A 23307-nucleotide genomic window follows, 5' to 3' on the forward strand; every position below is an offset into this window, starting at 1 on the left:
CATGACCCTGGCACTCGAAAATATCGGCCCCAAAAACGAGGGTGCCAAAGGCTTTCTGGCCCGCCGCCATAAGCAGATCCTGATCGGCGGGTTCTGGCGCGACGCCGGTTCCCGGCAATGGTTCGAGACAGCCGACCCCGCTACGGGTGAGGTCTTGGCCGAACTTGCCGAAGGAACGGTTGCCGATGTGGACGAGGCCGTGGCCAGCGCCCGTGCCGCTCTCACCTCTCAGGCATGGAAAGGATTGACGCCCTCCCAGCGCGGCAGGCTGCTGTGGAAAATCGCCGAGTTGATCGACGCCCATGCGGAGGAACTGGCGGAACTCGAAACGCTTGATCAGGGCAAAAGCTTCAAGACCAGCCGTTTTGCTGAAATTCCGGCCAGCGCCGAACAGTTCCGTTACTTTGCCGGTTTCTGCACCAAGATCCTCGGCACCACCATTCCGACCTCTATCGGTTATCAGCCGCAGGGCAAGCAGATCTTTGCCTATACCACCCGTGAGCCTGTGGGCGTGGTGGCTGCGATCACCCCCTGGAATTCGCCCCTGCTGATGGCGGCCATGAAGCTTGCGCCAGCGCTGGCCGCCGGTTGCACCGTGGTGCTGAAACCGGCGGAAGAAACCTCGCTGACGGCATTGCGGCTGGGCGAGTTGATGCTGGAGGCGGGTCTGCCTGACGGCGTTGTCAATATTGTCACCGGCTTTGGCGAAACGGTAGGAGTGGCGCTGTGCGCCCATCCGGATGTCGACAAGGTGGCTTTCACCGGATCAACCGAGGTTGGCAAGCTGATTGTTGCCGCTGCTGCCGGTAATCTTAAGAAATTGACGCTGGAACTGGGTGGCAAATCACCGGCTATCGTCATGCCGGATGCCGACATGGCTCTGACCGTCGAGGGCATTGCGCGCGGCATCTTTAGCAATTCCGGTCAGGTCTGCGTGGCGGCATCGCGTGTCTATGCCCATCGATCGGTTTGCGAGCAGGTGGTGGAAGGGCTGTCAAAGGCCGCTTGCAGCTTGCGCCTCGGTCACGGGCTGGACCCTGCTGTCGATCTAGGACCACTGGTTAATCGCCGTCAGGCCGACCGTGTGGCGACCTATGTGGCGGAGGGGAGGGCAGAGGGCGCTGAAATTGTGGCGGGTGGCAGCCAGTCAGGCGAAACAGGCACATTTTATGCGCCGACCGTGGTAACGGGCGTGCGGCCTGACATGCGGTTGATGCGCGAGGAGATCTTCGGTCCCGTCGTGGCGGTGACGCCCTTCGATGCGGTGGATGAGGCACTGCTCTATGCCAATGACAGTCCTTACGGATTGGCGGGCAGCGTCTGGACCCGGGATCTTTCCCAGGCTCACCGATTGGCGGCGCAGGTCAGGGCCGGGACGATCTGGATCAATTGCCATTCCTATTTCTCCCCCGAACTGCCGAAGGGTGGTCACCGCCAATCCGGCTGGGGCTATGAGAACGGCGCGCCGGGCCTGGAAAACTACCTGGAAACCAAAACCGTCTGCGCGCTGATTTAACGCCGAGAGTTTTTCTAATTTAAGATTGATGTTGATCACGGTTTCTTTGCTCCGGGCGCCCCTTTGCGCTTGCCGGACGGATTGCGATGCAGTTTAAAGTTACTTTGGAGGCGCCAGCTCAAACAGGTTTCAGGACTGATTATTCAGGCGGGAGATATAGATGAAGAAAATATATGGTGACGCAAGTGCGGCCTTGGACGGATTGTTGTTCGATGGCATGACGATTTGCGCCGGTGGTTTCGGGCTTTGCGGCATTCCCGAACGCCTGATTGATGCGATTGTCGCATCCGGGGTCAAGGATTTGACGATTGCTTCCAACAATGCTGGCGTCGATGGGCATGGGCTTGGAAAACTTCTGCGCACCCGCCAGGTGAAAAAGATGATTTCCTCCTATGTGGGGGAAAACAAGGAATTCGAGCGGCAATTTCTGAGCGGCGAACTGGAGGTCGAATTCTGCCCGCAGGGAACGCTGGCCGAGCGCATGAGGGCTGGCGGTGCCGGTATTCCCGGTTTCTATACACGAACCGGCGTCGGCACCCAGGTGGCCGAGGGCAAGGAAACGCACGTTTTCGATGGTGAAGTCTATCTGCTGGAGCGCGGCATCCGGGCCGATCTGTCGATTATCAAGGGATGGCGCGCCGATGAGGTCGGCAATCTGATGTTCCGCAAGACGGCCCGCAATTTCAATGCGCCTGCGGCAACATCCGGTAAGATCTGCGTGGCGGAAGTCGAGGAAATCGTGCCGGTCGGAAGTCTCGACCCTGATGCCATCCATCTTCCCGGCATTTATGTCCGGCGGATGATCGACGGTTCGCCTTATGACAAGAAGATCGAATTCCGTACCGTTACAGTAAGAGGAGCAGCCTGATGTCCTGGAGCAGAGATGAGATGGCGGCCCGCGCCGCAAAAGAGCTCAAGGACGGTTTCTATGTCAATCTTGGCATCGGCATTCCGACGCTTGTGGCCAATCACATTCCACCTGGGGTTGAAGTGACGCTGCAATCCGAAAACGGCATGCTGGGTATCGGGCCGTTCCCCTTTGAGGGTGAAGAGGATGCCGACCTCATCAATGCCGGCAAGCAGACGATCAGCGAGCTGCCGTCATCCAGCTATTTTTCGTCTGCCGACAGTTTCGCGATGATCCGTGGCGGCCACATCGACCTCACCGTGCTGGGCGCGATGGAAGTCTCGGCCAATGGCGATATTGCCAATTGGATGGTCCCCGGCAAGATGGTCAAGGGCATGGGCGGCGCGATGGATCTCGTGGCCGGTGTCAAAAAGGTCATCGTGGTCATGGAGCATTGCTCCAAGGCAGGCGAATCCAAGTTCATTCCCGAATGCACGCTGCCGCTGACCGGGCTGAATGTGGTGGACATGATCATTACCGATCTCTGCGTATTCGTACGGTCTGATCGCGCCGGCACCTTCCGACTTGTTGAACTGGCGCCTGAGGTCACCGTGGCCGATGTCCAGGCCAAGACCACGGCTGCTTTCGAGATCGCCGAAGGCCTTTAACCCAGGTTTGAAGCCAGTCATGCCTAAGCCCCTACAGCGTCAAATGACGACGCTGTAGGGGCTTTTTTATTGGGGGTTGGTAACTCTGACAATTGCAATTCGTAAATTTGGTCCTACCAATTTTCGAAAAAGCGATGATGAAATTGTGATATCGAAGCATTATTCCGAATATTGCCTAATTTATAGAAATTTGGTACGACCAATAAGATAGAAAAAGGTCTTACCAATGTCGCTGACCGAGCGCATCGAAGCCATGATTGTTGAGCGCAAGCTCAGCCCGGGAGGTCGTCTGCCGCCGGAGCGCAGCCTGGCGGCGGAGCTTGACGTCTCACGGTCGCGGCTTCGGGAGGCAATCCAGCAGTTGATCAGCCGTGGGATCGTCGTCAGCCGTCGAGGTGGCGGTACTTTCGTTGCCAGTCAGGATGCGACCCAATCGCTGGAACGGGCGCTGGAACGGGCGCTGAAGCCGCTTTTGCCGATGGTTCAGGGCGAGGCGGGATATTGGCGCGATGTGATGGAAATTCGAAAATCGCTCGACACGGATGCTGCCTATTACGCGGCCTTGCGGGCCACTGATCTGGATAAAGAGCGGATGAAAGTGGCCTTTGCAGCGATGAGCGCTGCGGAAGGCGGCAATCCGCAGAGCCAGGCGCGGGCCGATGCGGCTTTTCACATGGCGATTGCCGAGGCCTCGCATAATGTCATTCTGCGCCAGATTGTCGCCGGGCTGTCAGAGCTTTTACAGCACAGCATCGCGCAAAGCCTGATGCAGTTCTATCGCCAGCCGGATCTTGCGCCAGCGTTAGAGCGCCAGCATGGCCTGATTCTGGACGCTATCCTGGCCGGGCAGCCGGATGAGGCCCGCAAGGCAGCGGCAGATCACCTCGCCTTCGTGGAGGAAAACCTTCGTGTCATCGAGGACAACCGCGCACGGGAGCTGCGAGCCTCAGAGGCTTTGCTCAGACCGGAATTTCAAGGGGAAAATTTATCATGATCATTTCGTCCTCGACCGATTACCGCGAGGCGGCCCGCCGCCGTCTACCGCCCTTTCTATTTCACTACATCGATGGTGGCGCCTATAGCGAGCACACGATGCGCCGCAATATCGCTGACCTTACCGATCTGGCTCTGCGTCAGCGGGTGCTGAAAAGCGTGGGTACGGTTGATATTTCCACGACGCTTTTCGATGAAGAGCTGGCTATGCCGGTCATTCTCGCGCCCGTGGGATTGACAGGCATGTATGCAAGGCGCGGCGAAGTGCAGGCCGCGCGCGCAGCGGAAAACAAAGGCATTCCGCTGACGCTTTCAACAGTGTCCGTCTGCCCGATCGAGGAGGTGCAGGCGGCCATCAGCCGCCCCATCTGGTTCCAGCTCTACGTGCTGCGGGATCGCGGCTTCATGAAAAATGCGCTGGAGCGGGCCTGGGCGGCAGGTATTCGCAATCTGGTGTTCACGGTTGATATGCCCGTACCCGGCGCTCGCTATCGTGATGCCCATTCCGGCATGTCCGGCCCGAATGCCTCTGTCCGCCGTATTGTCCAGGCCGTGATGCACCCGACATGGGCTATCGATGTCGGCCTGTTGGGAAAGCCGCATGATCTTGGCAATGTCTCGGCCTATCGCCAGCAGAAAACCAATCTGGCTGACTATGTCGGCTGGCTCGGCGAAAACTTCGATCCCTCGATTGGCTGGAAGGATCTGGAATGGATCCGGGATTTCTGGAAGGGACCGATGATTATCAAGGGCATTCTCGACCCGGAGGATGCTAAAGATGCTGTTCGCTTCGGGGCTGATGGCATAATCGTCTCCAACCACGGCGGGCGCCAGCTGGACGGCGTTCTGTCTTCCGCCCGCGCCTTGCCGACTATTGCCGCTGCGGTCAAAGGTGACCTGACGATCCTTGCCGATTCCGGCATTCGCTCAGGTCTGGATGTCGTGCGGATGATCGCGCAGGGAGCCGATGGCGTGTTGATCGGACGCGCTTTCGTCTATGCATTGGCCGCCGCCGGACAGGCGGGTGTGGAAAATCTGCTCGATCTTTTCGCCAAGGAAATGCGGGTTGCCATGACGCTGACCGGCGCGCGTTCCATCGCCGAAATCTCAGCCGATAGCTTGGTGCGCGGCCTCTGAAAACCCGGAGTTTGCCTAGAGCATTTCCAGGAAAGTGGAGCCGGTTAGGCGGAAAGCTCACATGGGTTTTGACGCAGGTCGGCTCGAATCTAGATGGCAGACATCGCTTCTCTGCCGACCGCAGGTTCCCTTTGATGTCTTCCTGTAGCTGTGGATGGTTGCGTTCCGTCAATTCCGATTGGAATGGCTCGGCGCGACCGTGTCGCATATATTTATCAAATTTTTTTGTTATCTCGATTTTTGATATTGAATAATTATCAAAAAACGATAATTTGTAAAAACATCATCAGGGAGGATCAAATGGCATTCACAGCCGTTCAAGCAGGTGCGTACCTGCATCACGTTGCATTCGAAAGCTCCAATCCTGAGCGTCTGGCGCAGTTCTATGCCGATGCCATGGACATGAAGCTCGAGAAGGTTGGAGACGCGTGGATTTGCGAAGGGCCAAAGCGCCGCTTCATCGCTGTTGCTGGAGCCGACAAGACGCTGGCTTATTCCGGACTTGCTTGCCGCAACGCCGAAGGACTTGCGCTTCTGCGGGCCCGGGTCGATGCTGAAGGCATTGCGGTGCTGGCTAGCCCCTCGCCCTATTTTGAAGATGGTGCATTCGCGATTCGCGATCCTGACGGTCGTATGGTGTGCTTCGGTATTGCCAAGCCCGACAAGCCGGGTGCCAAGGGTATCCAGGGGCCAACGCAGCATCTCACCTATGCATCCGAGGATGTGGCTGCATTTGTTGACTTTTACGTCGGCAAGCTAGGTTTCCAGCTGACTGACCGCGTGTTGCATGAAGATGGAAGGCTCGCTACCGCCTTCACGACCTCCAATCACGAACATCACACTATCGCCTGCTTCTATACGCCTGGCCGCGTTGGTGTTGATCACCATTCCTACGAGGCCGGGGAATGGAACTACATCCGTGATTGGTGCGATCATCTGGCAACCCTCGATATCCAGCTGAGCTGGGGCCCCGGTCGCCATGGTCCTGGCAACAATCTCTTCATTTTCATCACGGATCCGGATGGCAATTGGATTGAGATCTCGGCTGAACTGGAAGTTATCTACGATCGCGACACGATGGATTGGCCGCAGCATCCGCGCACGCTCAACAAATGGGGCGAGGCGATTCTTCGCTCCTGATCTTGTCGTCTGATCTCACTTCCAAGACCAATTCTAGGAATTAGTGACATGCAATTTTTAAGTTACACCCGGCTTGGCCGGGCCGGTTTCGGCGTTCGTGTCGACAACGGTATCGTTGATCTCACCGGCAGGCTTGCCTCCGATGTCGTGACGCTGAAACAGGCTATCGAAGCCGGTCTGCTCGAGAGCGCTCAGGATTATATCTCCGGGCGGCGGGCTGAGTTCACTGAGGCTGATATTGCGCTTCTGCCGGTTGTGCCGGATGCTGGCAAAATCCTCTGCGTCGGGTTGAACTATGAAACCCACCGTGCGGAAACCAAGCGGCCCGACGCCAAATATCCGACGATCTTCACCCGTTTCGCTGACACTCAGATTGCCCATCGTCAGGCAATCCTGAAGCCTCGCGTGTCGGATCATCTGGATTATGAAGCCGAGCTTGCTGTCGTCATCGGCCGCGGCGGACGCTATATCGCCGAGGAAAATGCCCTCGATCACGTGGCAGGCTATACCTGCTATAACGATGCGACCATCCGTGATTGGCAGCGGCATACGTTCCAGTTCACGCCGGGCAAGAATTTCCCGGCAACCGGGGCATTTGGCCCGCAGCTCGTAACCCCGGATGAAGTTGGCGATTACACGAAGCTGAAAATCACCGGCCGTCTCAATGGTCAGGTGATGCAGGATGCAACTCTGGCCGATCTGATCTTCCCCATTGCCACGCTGATTTCCTATTGCTCGCACTTCACGCCGTTGCAGCCTGGCGACGTGATCCTGACGGGTACGCCAGGTGGTGTTGGAGATCGCCGGGAGCCGCCTGTTTTCATGAAGGCAGGGGATGTTTTCGAAGTGGATATCCCCGGTGTTGGCCTGTTGGTCAACGCTGTCGGCACGGAACCCTGAGCAGCGCAGCCCTGGGGCGCGGGGCGGGAGGACTGCGCCACCCATCTACAGCATGGTTCCCTGGGTTCATTCGAGCCCAGGGGTAAAATACTGTATTTATAGGGTGTTGCAGCGAAATTTAAGACACGGAACACGATGCGGGCGCTGTAACATTCAGCGTGGAGAGGAGGGCCTGATGAACGCCGAGGAACTTGAGACCGAAGTCGAGGTCGTCATTGTCGGGGCGGGTCCAACCGGACTGACCCTGGCTAATCTTCTGGGCGGCATGGGTGTGTCGGTGGCGCTTGTCGAGCGCAACCTGACCACGGTTCAGGAGCCGCGTGCCGTGTCCATCGACGATGAATCGATGCGAACCATGCAGGCTATCGGGTTGGAGGACGCGGTAGAGAAAATCGTGATGCGCGGCTATGGCTCACGCTATCTCTCGCCGGCTGGCAAGCTGTTTGTGACCGTGGAGCCGACGTCGCGCGATTATGGTTTCGACAAGCGCAATGCATTTCAGCAGCCGGAATTGGAAGCGCTTTTGCGCGAAGGGCTTGCCCGTTATCCCAATGTGATCCAGTTTTTCGGCTGGGATATGCAAACCTTTTCCCAGAGTGCAGATTCCGTCAGCGTGGAAATCGCCCATGCGGCGAAAGGAAACCGCGCCATCCGGGCGCGCTATATGGTTGCCAGTGACGGAGGACGTTCCCCAACACGTGGAAAGCTTGGCGTCCATCTTGTCGGTTCCACCTTTGTGGAGCGTTGGCTGATTGTCGATCTGGTGCGGACGGAAAATCGTTTTCGTCATACGCAGGTCCATTGCGATCCTGCTCGCCCGTGCATATCGCTGCCCGGTCCGGACAATATCCGTCGCTACGAATTCATGCTGCATACCAATGAGGACGAGAAGGCGGCGACCGAGGAGGCCTTTGTCCGTGGCCTTCTGGAGCGTGTTGGACCTGACCGGGATTGTGAATTTCGCCGCGTTCGGGTCTATACATTCCATGCCCGTCTGGCCGATCGCTGGCGGGACGGCAATATCTTTCTCGCCGGTGATGCCGCGCATTTGACGCCGCCTTTTGCCGGGCAGGGAATGAATAGCGGCCTGCGCGATGCGCATAATCTGGCCTGGAAACTGGCGGAAGCATTGCGTGGCGATATGCCGTCCGATTTCCTGGATAGCTACGAGATTGAGCGGCGGCCACATGCCTGGGAAATGATCGCACTGGCGCTGCGCATGGGGCAGGTGATGATGCCGGAAAATGGCATCAAGGCCCTTTTGACGAGGGCAGCTTTTCGTATCCTTGGGCTCTATCCGCCCGTCCGTGATTATTTCGCCCAAATGCGCTACAAGCCAAAGCCACGCTTTCGCCAGGGACTTCTATGGCCCGACTCCAGGCCGGAGAAGGAGACCATGGTGGGACGGCTGGTGCCGCAGCCCGTGGTGGAAGACAGCCACCGGCACCGCGTATTGCTTGACCGCGTCTTGCCGGATGGACCTGTTGCTCTGGTCTTTGATGAATTCCCTGACCGTGCTTTGTCCGTTGATGTCATTAGGGCTCTGGAGGCGGCGGGTGCAACCGTGGTCGGCTTGACCCCGGAATGGATGAACCCCATTGACGGCACTTTCCCGGTTCACCGGGATGTCGGGCGGCTGTTCAGCTCCGGCCCGATGAAATCCTATCTTGGTCATGTGCTCTTGCTGCGCCGTGACCGATATATCGCGGCCGCCACGCCTGTCTCTGAAGCCCTCGATCTGGTGGAAAAGCTGGGGATGCTTGGTCCACGCCCGGTGACCCGTGCAGAGGTGAAGAACCCTTTAGCTGCGGCATCCTAGAGTTTATTGGAAAGCCAAACGGTAAGATACTGCTGCATCATGCCTATTGTCTAAGGCCCTTTTGTTGAGGGGGCGATGGTTAGGGCATGGTGCTTTGTCTCAGATGTCCGCCAATTCAGTCAGTAAGAAAGTTGCTCTTCATATTTCCGCATTTAGTTATAAAATATCATAAAATGATAATTGAAATTTTAAATACAAAATTCTATTCGATTTTATGATAATAAACTTGATAAAATGCAGGAATTGATAATAATCGTTCTTGTCGTTGCGGAGAAGCTGAGACATCGGGGAATGTCGTCAGATAGGCAAGAAGAGGTCCGTGGCGACACGTAAAGACTAGGCCCAAATCTGCAAGACATGCCGTGCCGTTATCGGCGCATGGCCAGCGATCCAGCATCATCAGTTCACTGAACAATTTTGCCTTCGATCGGGTCTGTTTTACGGATTTGTCGGCAGCGTCGTGCTTTTTGCGCTGTCCCTTTTCGAGGGGTAGTCAAAGGGGGGAGGCACAATTGACGATCATTGGTGGAGGAGCGCTATGATGACCGAACTGAAGTTTACACGCCGAGGTGCCCTTGGGTTGCTTGCTGCTGCGCCATTGGCCGGTTGGGCCGGGCAGGGACGAGCCGCCACCCAGCCGATCAAGATCGGGCTGGTCTTGACCATGTCCGGTCCGTTCGCATCGAGCGGGCAAATCATGGCCAATGCGGCGAAACTCTATCTGGAGACCGAGGGCAAGGCCGTGCTGGGAGATATTCCGGTCGAGCTCGTCATCCGCGACGACGGCGGTGCCAATCCGGATGTGGCCAAACGGCTGGTGCAGGAACTGGTGACGCGTGACAAGGTGCAATATCTTGGCGGCTTCCAGTGGACGCCCAATGCCAATGCTGTCGCTCCATTGTTGATGAAGGCCAAGATGCCCTGCGTCTTGTTCAATGCGGCGGGCGCCAATACCACGCAGCTTGCTCCCTGGTATGCGCGCACGGCCTTTACCCATTGGCAGGTGAACCAGCCGTTGGGTGAATGGGCGGCGGCCTCGCGCGGTTTCAAGCGAGCCTACCTGCTGACCACGGATTTTGCACCTGGCCACGATGCAGAGGAAGCGTTCACGAAAGGCTTCACGTCCAAGGGTGGAGCCATTGTCGCTTCTGTGAAAATGCCGATCCAAAGCACAAATTTCGTCCCCTTTCTGCTCGCAGCCAAGCAGGAGAAGCCGGATGTGGTCTTTGCATTCCATCCCGGCGGTGTGCAGGCCTCCGCGTTCATGCGGGCCTATCAGGAAGCCGATCTGCGCGGCGCGGGCATCCAGTTGATTGGTCCGGGAGACCTGACAAGCGACGAGGAATTGCCGAATATCGGCAATGCTGCGCTGGGCGTCATCACCGCTGGCCAATATAGTATGGCGGGTGATCGCCCGGCCAACACCGCTTTTGTCGAGGCCTGGAAGAAGGCCTATACGTTCCTGCCCGTCCGGCCCAATTATATGGCCGTCGGCGCCTATGATGGCATGCATCTGATCTGCTCAGCCATTGCCGCTACCAAGGGTGCGGTGGATGCGGCGGGTGCCATGGCCGCGATGAAAACCTTCAAGGCGGAGCAGAGCCCGCGTGGGCCAATTTCGATCGACCCCGAGACGCGCGACATTGTGCAGAATATCTACATCCGTGAGGTGCGCGAGAAGAACGGCGAGCTTGCCAATGTGGAACTCGAAACCATTCCTGCCGTCAAAGACCCTTGGAAGGTTGAGCATCCTCTCTGATCTCCGGTCGCTCAGAACGTGCGGCTAGCGTTTGTCTGGGGAAGTGGAACTCGTTTTCCTGAAACGACAAACGAAAACAATGGAAGCGAGAGTCTGTCTGGTTCGATCTGACCTGACGGACTCATCGGAGTCATCCCGCAATATTGCCGGATGACAGGGAGGAGGCTTGTCATGACACTGGTGGAAGTTGCGTTCCAGTCGCTTGCCTATGCAAGCGTGCTTTACCTCATATCCGTCGGCCTGTCGGTGACCCTCGGACTGATGGGTTTCGTCAATCTGGCGCACGGCGTTTTCGCCATGGCCGGTGGCTATATAGCGGCTACCGCGATCAGCGTCTGGGGCCTGCCCTGGCCGCTCGTGTTGCTCTGTGCTCCCCTTGCCGTCGCACTCCTGGCGGCGGTCGCGGAAAAGCTGCTCTATGCCCGGCTTTATGGTCGGTCTGAGCTTGATCAGGTTCTCTTCTGCATCGGATTGATCTTCATCGTCGGTGCGCTGGCGCGGTTGTTTTTCGGGCCGCTCATGCGCCCGGTCGTCATTCCCGCGTTTCTGGCCCAAAATCTGACGGTGGGGCCTTTCTCATTCTATCTCTACAAGCTGGTCGTGATCGGTATCGGTATCCTGACTGTTGCTTTCATCCTGTTTGTGCTTGAGCGCAGCCGGATCGGCGCCATCATCAGGGCCTCCGTCGAAAACCGGGGCATGGCGGAATCGATCGGCATTCGCACGAAACATGTGTTCATGGCGACCTTCGCCTTTGGGGGGGCACTCGCGGCCCTGGGCGGCATGCTGGGGGCTGATGTCTTCGGGCTCAATCCGTCCTATGCCTTCGATATTCTCGTCTATGTTCAGATCGTCGTCGCTGTGGCGGGGCTTGGCACGTTGCGAGGTTCTTTCGTCGCAGCACTTCTGGTCGGCACGGTCCAAACCGTTTCGGCCTATTATGTGCCGGCTTTTGGCACCGTCATGCTGTTTCTCCTCGTCTTCATCCTGCTGCTGGTCAGGCCGCGCGGGCTGTTTGGAAGGGTATGAAGATTGAAAATGTCAGATCGCTCCACTCTTGTCTCTCCACCGTCCACGTTTACCGGCTTCTTGCGCCGCAAGCATGGATTTAACCCGGCTGATGGCCTGATCGTCCTTGCATTGGCGCTGGTGCCACTGCTCGGCGATGATTATTACGCGCTCGGCGCCCAAGTCCTCGTGACGGTTATCTTCGCCTTGTCCCTCGATCTTCTAGTCGGCTACGCCGGGATCGTCACGCTGGGCCACGCCGCCTTTTTCGGGGTTGGCGCCTATGCAACCGGCATTGCCTCAAAATACGGCTGGGGCGAGCCATTGAGCGGCCTGTTGATCGGTGCCATGGCAGCCGGGCTGGTGGGCGCGGTGGTTGGAGCCATTGTTTTACGCACGGCACGCTTCACCTTGCTGATGCTGACGCTTTGTACGGTGTTTCTGTTTGGCGAGATCGCCAACAAGGCGACCTGGCTGACCGGAGGCGTCGATGGCTTGGTGGGCATGGAGACCTGGCCGGTTTTGGGCCTTTATGAATTCGATCTACTCGGTCAGGTCGGTTATTGGTTCTCGGCCCTGGTCTTTCTGCTTGTCTGGCTTGGGGTGCGCCGATTGGTGCATTCGCCTTTTGGACAATCGATCATGGCGATCCGCGACAATCCCGGTCGTGCCGCTGCCATCGGCATCGCGGTCCGGCCACGCACATTGCTGATTTTCGTCATTTCCTGCTGGCTGGCCGGGCTCGCTGGTGCCCTGCAAGCCGAGGTCAATCAATTCGTTGGCCTGAAGGATATGAGTTTCGAGCTTTCGGCAACTATCCTTGTGATGTTGGCGCTTGGTGGCTCAGGGCGGCTTTACGGCGCGATTATTGGACCTGCTGTCTATCTCATCGCCCAGGACATCTTGTCGAAAGACAATCCTGTAATGTGGCAGCTCTGGCTGGGGATCATCCTCGTGGTGCTCGTTCTTTTCGCACCAGGGGGCATTACGCGGATTTTGGCTCAACTGCGCGGAAGGATCGGTCGATGAGCGCTTTGCAGCTTGAAAACCTTACCTTGCAATTCGGTGGACTGGTGGTCACCAACAATGTGTCGCTCGTGCTTGAGAAGGGCGCACGCCACGCATTGATCGGGCCAAACGGTGCTGGCAAGACGACGCTGATTAATCTCATTACTGGCAGGCTGAGCCCACGAAAGGGAAGGATATTTCTCGACGGTATCGACCTTACGGGCATGGCGCAGCACAAGCGTGTCGAGCTAGGGCTGGTTCGCAACTTCCAGGTCACCAATCTCTTTACCTCCTTCACAGCCCTCGAAAATATCGCGCTTGCAATTGGCGAACGTGAAGGCTTTGGGTTTTCGATGGCAGGGCATCATGGCTTCCCGGCAAAAGTGGTCGCGGAAGCAGAAGAGATCGCCAGCCGTATGCGCCTTGCCAATGTCCCGCATGTTCCAGTGCGCGATCTGGCCTATGGCCAGCAACGCCTCGTGGAACTGGCTGTCGCCATGGCCCTGCGCCCGAAAGTGCTGTTGCTGGATGAGCCCGCCGCTGGACTGCCTGCGGCGGATCATGAGGTGATCCTCACTATTCTCGATGAATTGCCAGCCGATGTTGCCGTCTTGCTGATCGAGCACGATATGCCGCTGGTTTTCCGCTTCGCCCGGGACATCACGGTTTTGGCCGAGGGAACGATCATCGCGCGTGGCACGCCAGAGGAAATTCGCCATGACGCCAATGTCCGTGCTGCTTATCTGGGGAACCGTTCATGACCGCAGACCTGCTCGAAATCAGAAATGTCGTCAGCGGTTACGGCCCGACCCGTATCATCAATGGCATTGACCTGACCCTCCCCATGGGAGGCGGGCTGGCGCTGCTTGGGCGCAATGGCGCGGGTAAAACCACACTGCTCTGCACCATTGCCGGACGCTTGGCGCTCAAGGAAGGCAGCATTCGCTTTAACTCTGCGGAAATCGGCGGGCTTTCTCCCAGCCAACGCTGCCGGCTTGGCATAGGCTTCGTGCCGCAGGAGCGGCAGATCTTTGCCACCTTGAGCGTCGAGGAAAACCTGCGCATTGCCGATCTTCGCCGGGGATGGACGATAGAGCGGGTCTACGAGCTCTTTCCCCGTCTTGCAGAGCGCCGGAAAAACGGTGGCAACCAGCTTTCCGGTGGAGAGCAGCAGATGCTGGCAATAAGCCGTGCGCTGATGAGCCAGCCGACGTGCCTCCTGCTTGATGAGCCCTTCGAGGGCCTGGCACCTGTTATCGTCGATATGCTGCTTGAAGCGCTGATCAAGCTTCGCAAAGAAAGCGAAATGTCGATGATCATCGTTGAGCAACATGCGAAACTGGCGCTTGAAATCGCCGAACAGGGCATGGTTATCGAACGCGGCCAGGTCCGCGTCAGCGGTTCGCGTGAAAGCTTGCTCCAGGATTGGACCGAGATTGAGGATATGCTGGCCGTGACGCATTAAAGTTTGCGTAAGGAAAAATCGAAACTGATTTTTCCAAAAAGATAAATAAAAACAATAGTAAAGACGATCTGCCCGATTCGGATTGAGCCGGACAGATCATCTGTGAGGACGGCAGTCATTTTTACCTCGGAACGCCATCCGGGCGCAGTTGCCGTCTTTGTGCTGCTATACGGAACGGGGCGTTCATCGCACCATAACCACCATAGGCGCCGCGCCTTTCGACGATTTCGAAGAAAAAGCCCTCACCGAAGGTGCGGCTGTAGATCTGGAAATACTCGCCATTGTCGTCGCGGTCGTAAAGGATGCTGGCCGAACGCAGCGCATCGGCAAAGTCCGGTTCCAGACCGAAGCGGGCTTCCAGATCGTCGTAATAATTGCGCGAGATGGTCAGCGCCTGGAAACCGCAGGCTGAAAGCGCCTGCGCGGTGGCGAAGATATCTTCGGTTGCGAGGGCGATATGCTGGATGCTGGTGCCGAAGCCTTCTTCGAGAAATTTTCCGGCGACGGTTTTCCGGTTATCGGCGCCGTTCAGCGTCACCCTGAAACGAGGATCTGGTTTGCTTTCGATCGCTTGGCTGCGCACCAGACCGCCTGGATCGACCACATCGACCATGGGCGTGCGCCGTGTGGCGAAAATCGAGCCGTAGAACAGCAGGCATGTCAACATCTCGTCATAGCGGGTTGTCTGGGCAAGATGGTCGATACGGGTCAGGCGGGTGTTGGCCGGAGCCGGATCGGCGTCCAGGTCTTTGAATTCCTGTTTCCAGATGCCGGATAGGGCAGGCGTGTCATCAAGGAAATAAATGACGCCATTGCTCACGCCTTGAATGGCGGGCACGGGCACTTCGCCCGGTTTGCGCGGTTCGGAGAAGCTCGTTGCCCCCAGCGCCGTGGCGCGCTTCAAGGCGTCCTCGGCGTGCTCCACCTTCATGCCGAAGGCGTAGGCACTGGTTCCATGGATTGCGTAGGATGCGCCGGCAAAACTGTTGTTTGTCGTATCGGTATTGATGAGGATGCGGATGTCGCCCAGAGTGTAAAGGTCAAGATCCCTGTTGCGATGGGTCGCGGTTTTCGAAAAGCCAAGCGTCGCTAAAAATGCCGCCAGATCATGCTTTTCCTCGACCGATGTCGCAAATTCCACGAATTCGACGCCCTGGGTTTCGACAGGGGCTGGCATGGCCGGGGCGCTGAGCCGGATATCGGGTTCGAGGCGTTGGACTTGGTCCATGAGGTAGACCAGCGAGCGGTGTCCGTCCTCGGCAATGGCTCGCGGTGAGCCTCCCCGGAACTGGTCGTTGAAAATCTCCAGGGATAGCGGCCCGGTATAGCCTGTGGCTGCCACAGCGCGCATGAAATCGACCACCGGAAGGTCGCCTTCGCAGGGCATGTTGCGGAAATGGCGGCTCCAGTAGAGCAGATCCATGTCAAACAGCGGCGCATCGGCGAGTTGGACGATGAAGATCTTGTCGCCGGGAATAGAGCGGATCGAGTTCGGATCGATCTTGCGCGACAGGGTGTGAAAACTATCAAGAATCAGGCCGACATTGGCATGGTTTGCCCGGCGCACCACTTCCCAGGCATCCCTGTGGTCGTTGACGTGACGACCCCAGGCGAGCGCCTCGTAGCCGACGCGGACGCCGTGCTTTGCCGCGCGTTCGCCCAGTTCCTGGAAGTCAGCGGCGGCCCGGTCGATGCCGCCCAGCGAAATCGGAGAGACGTTCGAGCAGATCAGCATCAGGTCGGTGCCAAGCTCGTCCATGATCTCGAATTTGCGCTCGGCCCGCTCAAAAGCGCGGGCGCGGTGCAGTTCCGGCATGCCTTCGAAATCGCGGAAGGGCTGGAACAGGGTAATGTCGAGACCGTGGTCGGCGACCATTTTCGCCACATCCCGGGGGGAGGCGTCATAGGTCAGGAAATCGTTTTCGAAAATCTCGACGCCGCTGAAGCCAGCCTTGGCAATGGCTGCCAGCTTTTCCGGAAATTCCCCACTGATCGATACGGTTGCAATCGATGTCCGCATGGTTACTGTCCCGGGGCTTGAATGGGTGCTGGCATGGGTGCTCGTCCGGTCGCTTTTGTCTGGGCTTGCCATATTGCTTCCTTTCCGGCTTTATGTACTGCTTGGTTAAGAAGTAGAGCCTGGCGTTGCGGCCTGGCGGCGGATGGATGATGAAACGGGACGCAACCACGCGAGACGGTAAAGAGGCTCGCCCGGCCAAACGGGATCCCGAAGGCGTTCGCCGTGATATTCTTTCGGTGGCGATGGAAGAATTTTCGCAAAACGGCCTGTCTGGCGCGCGGATCGATGAGATTGCCGCACGAACTCGCACGTCCAAGCGGATGATCTATTATTATTTCGGAGACAAGGAAGGGCTTTACCAGCGCGTGCTGGAGGAAGCCTATGGCAAGGTGCGCGGCGGAGAAATGGACCTGGAGCTGGAAGGGCTTGATCCTATTGCTGCCCTCGATAAGCTCTGTCGGTTTACCTTCGACCATCACCGCCGCAACCCTGCCTTCATCCGCATGGTGATCATCGAGAATATTCATCACGGTCGCCATATGCAATTGTCCGAGACGATCAGGGGTCTCAACCAACCGGCAATCGAGGCCCTGCACGGCGTTTTGCGGCGCGGGCAGGAGCAGGGACTGTTCCGGCAGGGCATCGACCCGCTTGAATTGCACTGGCAGATCAGCGCGCTGTCGTTTTTCAATGTGTCGAACGCGGCCAGTTTTTCCGTGATTTTCGGCAATGCGTTGTTTACGGCAGACGGCCAGGAGACCCTGTCGTGTCACGTGGCCGACATGGTCCTGCGCTATGTGCTGCGTGCCGAGCATATCAGCCCGATCGAGCAACGCGGCCGATAAGATGGCGCAATGCCATTTCATAGCCCTCGATGCCCAGACCTGCGATGACGCCCTCCGCCCGTGTTGAAACGTAGGAGTGATGCCGGAACACCTCCCGTTTGTGAATGTTGGAAATATGCACTTCGATGACCGGTGCCTCAAAGGTGTTGAGGGCATCGAGGATCGCCACCGACGTATGGGTGAAGGCACCGGGATTGATGACGATTCCAGCCGCCTTGCCGCGCGCCTCATGGACCCAGTCGATGATCTCGTATTCCCGGTTGCTTTGCGCGAAAAAGATCGAATGTCCTGCGGCCTCGGCAATCGCGCGGCAATTGGCCTCGACATCGACAAGGGTTTCGTGACCGTAAATCTCAGGCTGACGTTGGCCGAGAAGATTGAGATTTGGACCATTCAGGATGAAAAACAGGCTCATGCGGCTGCCTCCGAAAGACAAAGTTCAGTGAAGTGGGCGCTCATGCGCTCGGCATCCGGCTCGTAGCCGCAGAACAGACGGAAGGCGCCGACTGCCTGAAACACGGCCATCCCGCCGCCGGGCAGTGTTTGGCAGCCCTTGTCACGCGCTGTTGCGATGAGTTCGGTGATGAGGGGCATATAGACGATGTCGGCAACCCAATGGCGCGGCTCGATCAGGTCAGCGGCGACCGGCAATCCCGGATGGGCGGGCATCCCGACCGGGGTGGCGTGAATAAGCCCATCGGCCTCGGCTAAGGACTGACTGGGAGCGGTGACAGCATAGGCGCGTCCTTCACTGAAGCGCGCATTGAGTGCCGCTGCCAGTCCTTCGGCTCTTGTGAGGTCTTGGTCGAAAATGTCCAGATGTTCGATCCCTAATTTCAGCGCAGCGTGGGCAACGGCCACTCCCGCACCGCCCGCGCCGATCAGCAAGGCGCGCTTCAGTCCTGCATCCGGCAGGCCGCGCCGGAAGCTTTCGTAGAAGCCTGACCAGTCAGTATTATGGCCGATCCGCTTGCCATCTTTGAAGACGACGGTATTCACGGCACCCAGCATACGGGCATCTTCGGATAGATCATCGAGATATGGAATGACCGCCTGCTTGAAGGGATGGGTGATATTGGTGCCGGCAAACCCGCGTGCCTGGCATTCGTCCAGCAGATCGGGGAGCGCGCTTTCCGGCAGGTTGCGTACATGAATGTCGATCAATTCGTAACGATAATCCAGCCCGTGCGCCGCCCCTTCGCGCATATGCATGGCGGGGGATTTGGAGAGCTGGATATCGGTACCGATCAGGCCGACGTGAAGAATGGGTTTTTCTGTCATGATTGCGTCCACTTGGTCGGCGTGGTGAAAGCTCTTACCTGCCTGTTACGTTGTCGCTGCGGCAATGCCGCTCAGTGATGGGCGAGAATTTCGCCCAGGAAGGCGCGGGTGCGCTGATGCTGAGGATTGCGGAAGAATTCCTCCGGTGGCCCTTCCTCGATGATTTGCGCGGAGGCCATAAACACGACACGATCTGCAACCTGACGGGCAAAGCCCATTTCATGGGTGACGCAGATCATCGTCATGCCGTCGCGGGCAAGACCGATCATCGTATCCAGCACTTCCTTGACCATTTCAGGGTCAAGAGCCGAGGTTGGCTCGTCAAACAACATCGCCTTCGGCTCCATACAAAGCGCGCGCGCAATAGCGACGCGTTGCTGCTGACCACCTGAAAGCTGGGCGGGATATTTGTCCGCCTGGTCCAGAATGTGAACACGATCCAGATATTTGCGGGCGACCTCTTCGGCCTGTGGCTTCGGAAGCCCCTTCACCCGCATTGGGGCAAGCGTGCAGTTTTCCAGGATCGTCATGTGCGGAAATAGGTTGAAGCTCTGGAACACCATGCCGACCTCGCGGCGCACCGCGTCGATGGTGCGGCTCGCGCTGGTGAGCGTCGTGCCTTCGACGGTGATCTTGCCCTCCTGGATGTCCTCCAGATGATTTATGCAGCGGATCAATGTCGATTTTCCGGAGCCGGACGGCCCGCAAAGGACGATTTTTTCGCCTTTGCGGACTGTCAGGTTGATGTCTTTCAGCGCGTGGTAGGCTCCATACCACTTTCCAACGCCTTCAAGTGCGATTAGTGGAACCTGTGCGGTGGATTGTTGCATGGAAGCCTCTCCATTACTTCGCGGTGAACGGGATGTCCGGAAGCGAATCCGGGAATGCCGGAACCTCGCGCTTCATCCACTTGGCGTAGATCTTTGCCAGTTGGCCATCGGCCTTGATCTTGTCGATGAAGCTGTTGATGCTCTCGTTCCAGTCCTTCTCGCCCGGACGCATCCCGGCGCCGTTATAGAGCGTGACAAGGTCGAATTTCGTTTCATACTTGCCCGCTGCAGCGGCGTTCAGGCGGTCGCCATAGAACTGGTTGCCACCAACAGCCTCGACCTGCCCTGAAATCAGAGCCTGGATGTTTGCTGCGTCATCATCAAAACGCAGGATGCTGGCCTTGGTGCCTGCGCCAGCGGTGATGGCGGTATCCATGGCGCTGGATTTCGGCACGCCAACGGACACGCCGGTGAGGTCGTCATAGCTGCCGATCTTCTTGTCTTTCGGCCCATAGACCGACAGCACGTTACCGGCATAAGGCTTGGAGAACTGGATGGTCTTGGCGCGGTCGGCAGTCATACCCATGGTGGCAAACAGGATGTCGACCTTGCCAGTCATCAGGGCTGGAATGCGGTTTGCCACGGCCAGTGGTACGAATTCGGCCTTGACGCCGAGGTAGTCCGCATAGGCCTTGCCGATATCGGCATCCAGACCGTCCTGCACGCCGCTGGAATTGACAAAGCCCCACGGCGAATTGTCGCCCTGAATGCCGATAACGACCTTGCCCTTGGCCTTGGCCTGTTCCAGCGTACCGGCAAAGGCTGTGGCGGGGGCGACGAGCGGCATGGTCGCCGCCGCCGCGATGAGGGCGAGCGCCGTGCGGCGCTTGATTGTCATTGTCTTGGATTTCATCATTTGCTCCTCCTTACAAAGCTGATGAGAGTGGTGCTAAGCACCAAACCTGATGTCGTCTTTTGTTGTGCTTTCCTTGTTTTCGTTTTGTATTTAGGAAAGCCGGGTTCTACACGTCGTCTGGCAAACTTTACCGGGCGGCGGCTTGCAGCCGTTTCTCTTTTCTGGCGCCCCAGAGTGAAAGCGGCCAGCAAATCAGGAAATAGATGATGCCGACGATGGCAAACACCGTCAGGGGGCGGAATGTCTGGTTGGAGACGATCTGCCCCGCCCGTGACAGTTCCACGAAGCCGACAATGGCGGCGAGCGAGGTGCCTTTGATCAATTGCACCAGAAAGCCGATGGTGGCGGGCAGGGAGACTTTGAACGCCTGCGGCAGCACCACGTCCTTCATGATCGATCCGTAATGCAGACCGAGCGCCTTGGCGGCTTCCGTTTGCCCCTTGGGAACCGCCTGAATGCCGCCGCGCCAGATATCGCCCAGGAAGGCGCTGGCATGCAGGGTAAAGGCGATTGCGACGGCGATCCAGGCATCTACGTCCAAGCCCAGCAAGGCCACGCCGTAATAGACGACGAACAGTTGCATCAGCAGAGGAGTGCCTTGGAAGACGGCGATATAACCAGCCGTCGCCTTGCGCAGAGTTGCACTGTCGGCCACCCGGGCCAAAGCGACGCAAAGACCGAAGAAGCCGCCGCCGACAAAGCCGATGGCGGTCAACGCCAGCGTCCATTTCAAGCCTTGCAGCAGGAAGAACAGTTCATTGGGTCCGATAGAAGCCATTGTCTTTGCCTCACTTTACCGGGTAACTGAAGAAAATGCGGGAAATGAGCGCAAAAGCCCCCATCATCAGCGAGGAAATCACCAGGTAAAGCAGGGTGATCGAGAAATAGACCTCGAAGGACCGGAACGTATCCGCTTCGATTTTCTGGGCAACCGACGTCAATTCGTAAGCCGCAATTGACGTACAGACCGATGTCGTCAGCGTCAGCATGATGAACTGGCTGGTCAGCGACGGATAGACAGCGCGCAAAGCTGGCTTGAGAATGATGTGGCGCAGGATTTGTGCCCGGTGCAGGCCGAGCGCAAGACCCGCCTCCACCTGCCCCTTGCCGATAGAATCCACTCCACCGCGAATGATCTCGATGGCATAGGCGCCGCCGTTCAGGCCGAGTGCAACGATTGCCGTTACTGTCGGGTTGAGCCGAACACCGATTTGCGGAAGAGCGAAGAAAATGAAGAAGATCTGCACAAGGAAGGGCGTATTGCGGATCAACTCAACAAAGCCGATTGTGGCGCTTCTCAAGATGCGGGAGGGCGACCGGCGCGCAACAACCCCGAAAATGCCAATGACGGTGGCAATGGACATGCCTGCGATGGCAAGACCAATGGTTGCCAGGCATGCCAGGATCAATTCCGGCAAACGCTCGATCACAACCGAAAAGTCGAGAGTGTAACCCATTTTCCCTCCCAGGCATTGTCTAAGCCCTGACTGACAAGGCTTTAAAGCTCCCCATGCAAGCCGATAAGGCTGGCACGTTCCCTTTATTGTCCGCGGGTCGTGGCGCTCTCTCCTCGCGCCCAACCTCCGTCGTTAATATGTTTGTACCAGTTAGTTCATAATTAGGCAATATGATTTGCGAAAGATCAATTGATGTGGATTGACGAATTTCGGGTACTCTTGAGCATCGGGCCGAAATTTGAGAACCGGTTTTCGGAAAACTCCGATGCGCAAACAAAAACTGAGCGCATTGCGCTGATTCCGATTTTCCGCACGATGCTCTAGCCGAGGTAAGGCGATTGCAACATTTGATGTCTGCCTCCTCACTTCATTCAAGCTGAATTGAGCGTGGGCCGACCCGGTTCTGCCAGTTCGATACTGCCAGTGCAGATAGAATGGGAAAGGGGAGGAGAGGCGACGCACCCCCTGCCTCTGAAGCGCGAAATAATATAGACGCTCATCCTATACGAAGGGCCATTGAAGATGACTTTTCGTATTCCTTTTGCAAATATCTCAAGCACCTGATGCGTTTGAGATATTTGCAACGCCTTCAAGGTGAGAATGCGTGAGCATTTTCGAGCCTTGATATTATACGAAAGCCCGAAGATGTGTTGGCATCTTCGGGCTTTCGTATACGGAGAAATTTACGGGGCAGGCGTTTGAATATCTGACGGATCGCCTGCCTTGGAACGTTCGTCTATAAAATCGAGCTGTGATCGGATAATTCTAGAATTTCGTCGCGAGATTCACCCAGAGAGTGTTGCCTTCGCTTCGGTTTTTAGCCACCACGTCATGTTGCCATGACGCGCTTATGCCCAGGCCCGGATTGAAGTTATAGGTCAATGATGGACCAATCGCCAGACCTTCGCCGCGATGGCCGTCGGAGGCGACGCCGGGTCCTTTGTCATCGGTGAACTGCTTGATGTAATATCCTGTTGCTCCGACCCTTATCTTGCCGAAATTCCAGCCGACTGCGTAATCAAGGACAAACTCATTGCCGGTTTTGTAGTCGGTTGCTGTGTTTTCGGAATTGAAGATGACCCTCGCGGCGGTCGCGAACTCAAGACCTTGTGGGTCTGAATAATGATAGGCAATTGTTGGCTGTACGGACCAGTGATTAAGGCCCGCATTGGCAAGGGTGTTCTCATCGTAAGCGCCGGTCGGTATGCCGATGTCTATCCCGGTGATGAATGTCTGATTGTGATCTGGGTGCCATGATAACCCAACAGTTGCGGTTGCGTCTCCCAGGTTAAAGCCAGAGTCTCTTGCAAATGTGTTGGAAATATCGAGGTGAATAAGGGGAAGGACGAGCTGTCCCCAGAGTTGGGCGTCGCCGATACGGATATCTGATACATACATGAAGCGGAGAGTTTCAACGGTGGCTTTCACCTTGAAGTCTATGGGTATTTCACGACCTTTGCCGTCATTGACTCTGTTGGCGCTAAAGTAACTTGTCTGCGAAAGAAAATAAAATCCCTCAAATGGAGGAATGGCGCCCGCGTAAAATTGTGACGCGCCCGGTGCATATTGCGTATTGCTGTTTTCGGCTGCTTTCGCCACTGTAAAACAGTTGGTGAGTAGAAGTGCTGTCCCCAGCAGCGTCCTTGCTCTTCTCATTTGTCGCTCCTCCTCTTGCGATAACTGAAAATTTCTCACAGGTGATCGATCACCTGTTGTGATAATATTATAATATTGTTGGTTGATTTTGTTCGGCGCAAA

Annotated in this window: 22 protein-coding genes; 14 read left to right on the forward strand and 8 right to left on the reverse strand. The window is 57.1% G+C overall.

All coding sequences use genetic code 11. From position 1 onward, the window contains the following. Window position 1: 1 nt before the first annotated feature. The 13 genes from ASB66_RS02760 (at window position 2) to ASB66_RS02820 (ending at window position 14260) form a co-directional block, all read left to right on the forward strand. On the forward strand, window positions 2-1516 hold the full coding sequence (locus tag ASB66_RS02760) for an aldehyde dehydrogenase family protein (protein ID WP_060717308.1): 1515 nt from the start codon (window positions 2-4) through the stop codon (window positions 1514-1516). A 160-nt stretch (window positions 1517-1676) separates the two neighbouring features. Then, window positions 1677-2384: a CoA transferase subunit A gene (locus ASB66_RS02765; RefSeq protein ID WP_060717309.1), complete on the forward strand. Its 708-nt coding sequence runs from the start codon at window positions 1677-1679 to the stop codon at window positions 2382-2384. Next, window positions 2384-3031 carry a 3-oxoacid CoA-transferase subunit B gene (locus ASB66_RS02770; RefSeq protein WP_012653803.1) on the forward strand — a complete coding sequence of 216 codons (648 nt, stop codon included), beginning with the start codon at window positions 2384-2386 and terminating at the stop codon, window positions 3029-3031. Before ASB66_RS02765 ends, ASB66_RS02770 begins: the two co-directional genes overlap by 1 nt. 226 nt (window positions 3032-3257) lie before the next feature. Beyond that, window positions 3258-4025: an FCD domain-containing protein gene (locus tag ASB66_RS02775; protein ID WP_060717310.1), complete on the forward strand. Its 768-nt coding sequence runs from the start codon at window positions 3258-3260 to the stop codon at window positions 4023-4025. Then, the gene (gene lldD / locus ASB66_RS02780) at window positions 4022-5161 is read left to right on the forward strand and encodes an FMN-dependent L-lactate dehydrogenase LldD (RefSeq protein ID WP_060717311.1); all 1140 of its coding nucleotides are present in this window, start codon (window positions 4022-4024) and stop codon (window positions 5159-5161) included. The genes ASB66_RS02775 and lldD overlap by 4 nt, the downstream gene beginning before the upstream one ends. Window positions 5162-5344: 183 nt before the next feature. Beyond that, the gene (locus tag ASB66_RS02785; protein WP_234612894.1) at window positions 5345-6301 is read left to right on the forward strand and encodes a VOC family protein; all 957 of its coding nucleotides are present in this window, start codon (window positions 5345-5347) and stop codon (window positions 6299-6301) included. A gap of 48 nt (window positions 6302-6349) precedes the next feature. After that, window positions 6350-7201 carry a fumarylacetoacetate hydrolase family protein gene (locus ASB66_RS02790; RefSeq protein WP_060717313.1) on the forward strand — a complete coding sequence of 284 codons (852 nt, stop codon included), beginning with the start codon at window positions 6350-6352 and terminating at the stop codon, window positions 7199-7201. A gap of 175 nt (window positions 7202-7376) precedes the next feature. Continuing rightward, window positions 7377-9020 carry a bifunctional 3-(3-hydroxy-phenyl)propionate/3-hydroxycinnamic acid hydroxylase gene (locus ASB66_RS02795; RefSeq protein WP_060717314.1) on the forward strand — a complete coding sequence of 548 codons (1644 nt, stop codon included), beginning with the start codon at window positions 7377-7379 and terminating at the stop codon, window positions 9018-9020. A 541-nt stretch (window positions 9021-9561) separates the two neighbouring features. Continuing rightward, a complete protein-coding gene (locus tag ASB66_RS02800) occupies window positions 9562-10779 on the forward strand; it encodes an ABC transporter substrate-binding protein (protein WP_234612877.1) in 1218 nt (405 codons plus the stop codon). A gap of 171 nt (window positions 10780-10950) precedes the next feature. Continuing rightward, window positions 10951-11808, forward strand: a complete 858-nt coding sequence (locus tag ASB66_RS02805) for a branched-chain amino acid ABC transporter permease (RefSeq protein WP_060717317.1) — start codon at window positions 10951-10953, stop codon at window positions 11806-11808. Window positions 11809-11817: 9 nt separating this feature from the next. Continuing rightward, on the forward strand, window positions 11818-12816 hold the full coding sequence (locus ASB66_RS02810; protein WP_060717318.1) for a branched-chain amino acid ABC transporter permease: 999 nt from the start codon (window positions 11818-11820) through the stop codon (window positions 12814-12816). Further along, the gene (locus tag ASB66_RS02815; protein ID WP_060717319.1) at window positions 12813-13556 is read left to right on the forward strand and encodes an ABC transporter ATP-binding protein; all 744 of its coding nucleotides are present in this window, start codon (window positions 12813-12815) and stop codon (window positions 13554-13556) included. The genes ASB66_RS02810 and ASB66_RS02815 overlap by 4 nt, the downstream gene beginning before the upstream one ends. Next, window positions 13553-14260, forward strand: coding sequence for an ABC transporter ATP-binding protein (locus ASB66_RS02820; RefSeq protein ID WP_060717320.1), 708 nt, complete (start codon window positions 13553-13555; stop codon window positions 14258-14260). The genes ASB66_RS02815 and ASB66_RS02820 overlap by 4 nt, the downstream gene beginning before the upstream one ends. A 121-nt stretch (window positions 14261-14381) precedes the next feature. Here ASB66_RS02820 and ASB66_RS02825 read toward each other — a convergent pair whose 3' ends face one another. Then, a complete protein-coding gene (locus ASB66_RS02825) occupies window positions 14382-16280 on the reverse strand; it encodes a bifunctional sugar phosphate isomerase/epimerase/4-hydroxyphenylpyruvate dioxygenase family protein (protein WP_060717578.1) in 1899 nt (632 codons plus the stop codon). A gap of 146 nt (window positions 16281-16426) precedes the next feature. Here ASB66_RS02825 and ASB66_RS02830 point away from each other — a divergent pair, with 146 nt between their 5' ends. Then, entirely contained in the window at window positions 16427-17125 is a 699-nt protein-coding gene (locus ASB66_RS02830; RefSeq protein ID WP_411910062.1) for a TetR/AcrR family transcriptional regulator, read from the forward strand. Here the strand turns inward: ASB66_RS02830 and aroQ are convergent. The 7 genes from aroQ to ASB66_RS02865 all read right to left on the reverse strand — a co-directional run bounded on the left by aroQ (window position 17097) and on the right by ASB66_RS02865 (window position 23205). Next, complete coding sequence (gene aroQ / locus ASB66_RS02835) at window positions 17097-17540, reverse strand: type II 3-dehydroquinate dehydratase (protein WP_060717321.1); 444 nt, start codon at window positions 17538-17540, stop codon at window positions 17097-17099. The genes ASB66_RS02830 and aroQ overlap by 29 nt on opposite strands. Beyond that, the gene (locus ASB66_RS02840) at window positions 17537-18406 is read right to left on the reverse strand and encodes a shikimate dehydrogenase (protein ID WP_060717322.1); all 870 of its coding nucleotides are present in this window, start codon (window positions 18404-18406) and stop codon (window positions 17537-17539) included. Before ASB66_RS02840 ends, aroQ begins: the two co-directional genes overlap by 4 nt. Before the next feature lie 71 nt (window positions 18407-18477). Next, window positions 18478-19236: an amino acid ABC transporter ATP-binding protein gene (locus ASB66_RS02845; protein ID WP_060717323.1), complete on the reverse strand. Its 759-nt coding sequence runs from the start codon at window positions 19234-19236 to the stop codon at window positions 18478-18480. Window positions 19237-19249: 13 nt separating this feature from the next. Beyond that, window positions 19250-20089: a transporter substrate-binding domain-containing protein gene (locus ASB66_RS02850; protein ID WP_060717580.1), complete on the reverse strand. Its 840-nt coding sequence runs from the start codon at window positions 20087-20089 to the stop codon at window positions 19250-19252. Window positions 20090-20219: 130 nt separating this feature from the next. Then, a complete protein-coding gene (locus ASB66_RS02855; protein ID WP_060717324.1) occupies window positions 20220-20870 on the reverse strand; it encodes an amino acid ABC transporter permease in 651 nt (216 codons plus the stop codon). A gap of 10 nt (window positions 20871-20880) precedes the next feature. Then, window positions 20881-21549 (reverse strand): amino acid ABC transporter permease, encoded by a 669-nt coding sequence (locus ASB66_RS02860; RefSeq protein WP_060717325.1) that lies wholly within the window; start codon window positions 21547-21549, stop codon window positions 20881-20883. A 765-nt stretch (window positions 21550-22314) separates the two neighbouring features. Beyond that, window positions 22315-23205 (reverse strand): SphA family protein, encoded by an 891-nt coding sequence (locus tag ASB66_RS02865; protein WP_060717326.1) that lies wholly within the window; start codon window positions 23203-23205, stop codon window positions 22315-22317. Window positions 23206-23307 lie beyond the last annotated feature (102 nt).

The organism is Gillisella vitis, assembly GCF_001541345.2.
GTDB lineage: Bacteria > Pseudomonadota > Alphaproteobacteria > Rhizobiales > Rhizobiaceae > Allorhizobium > Allorhizobium vitis.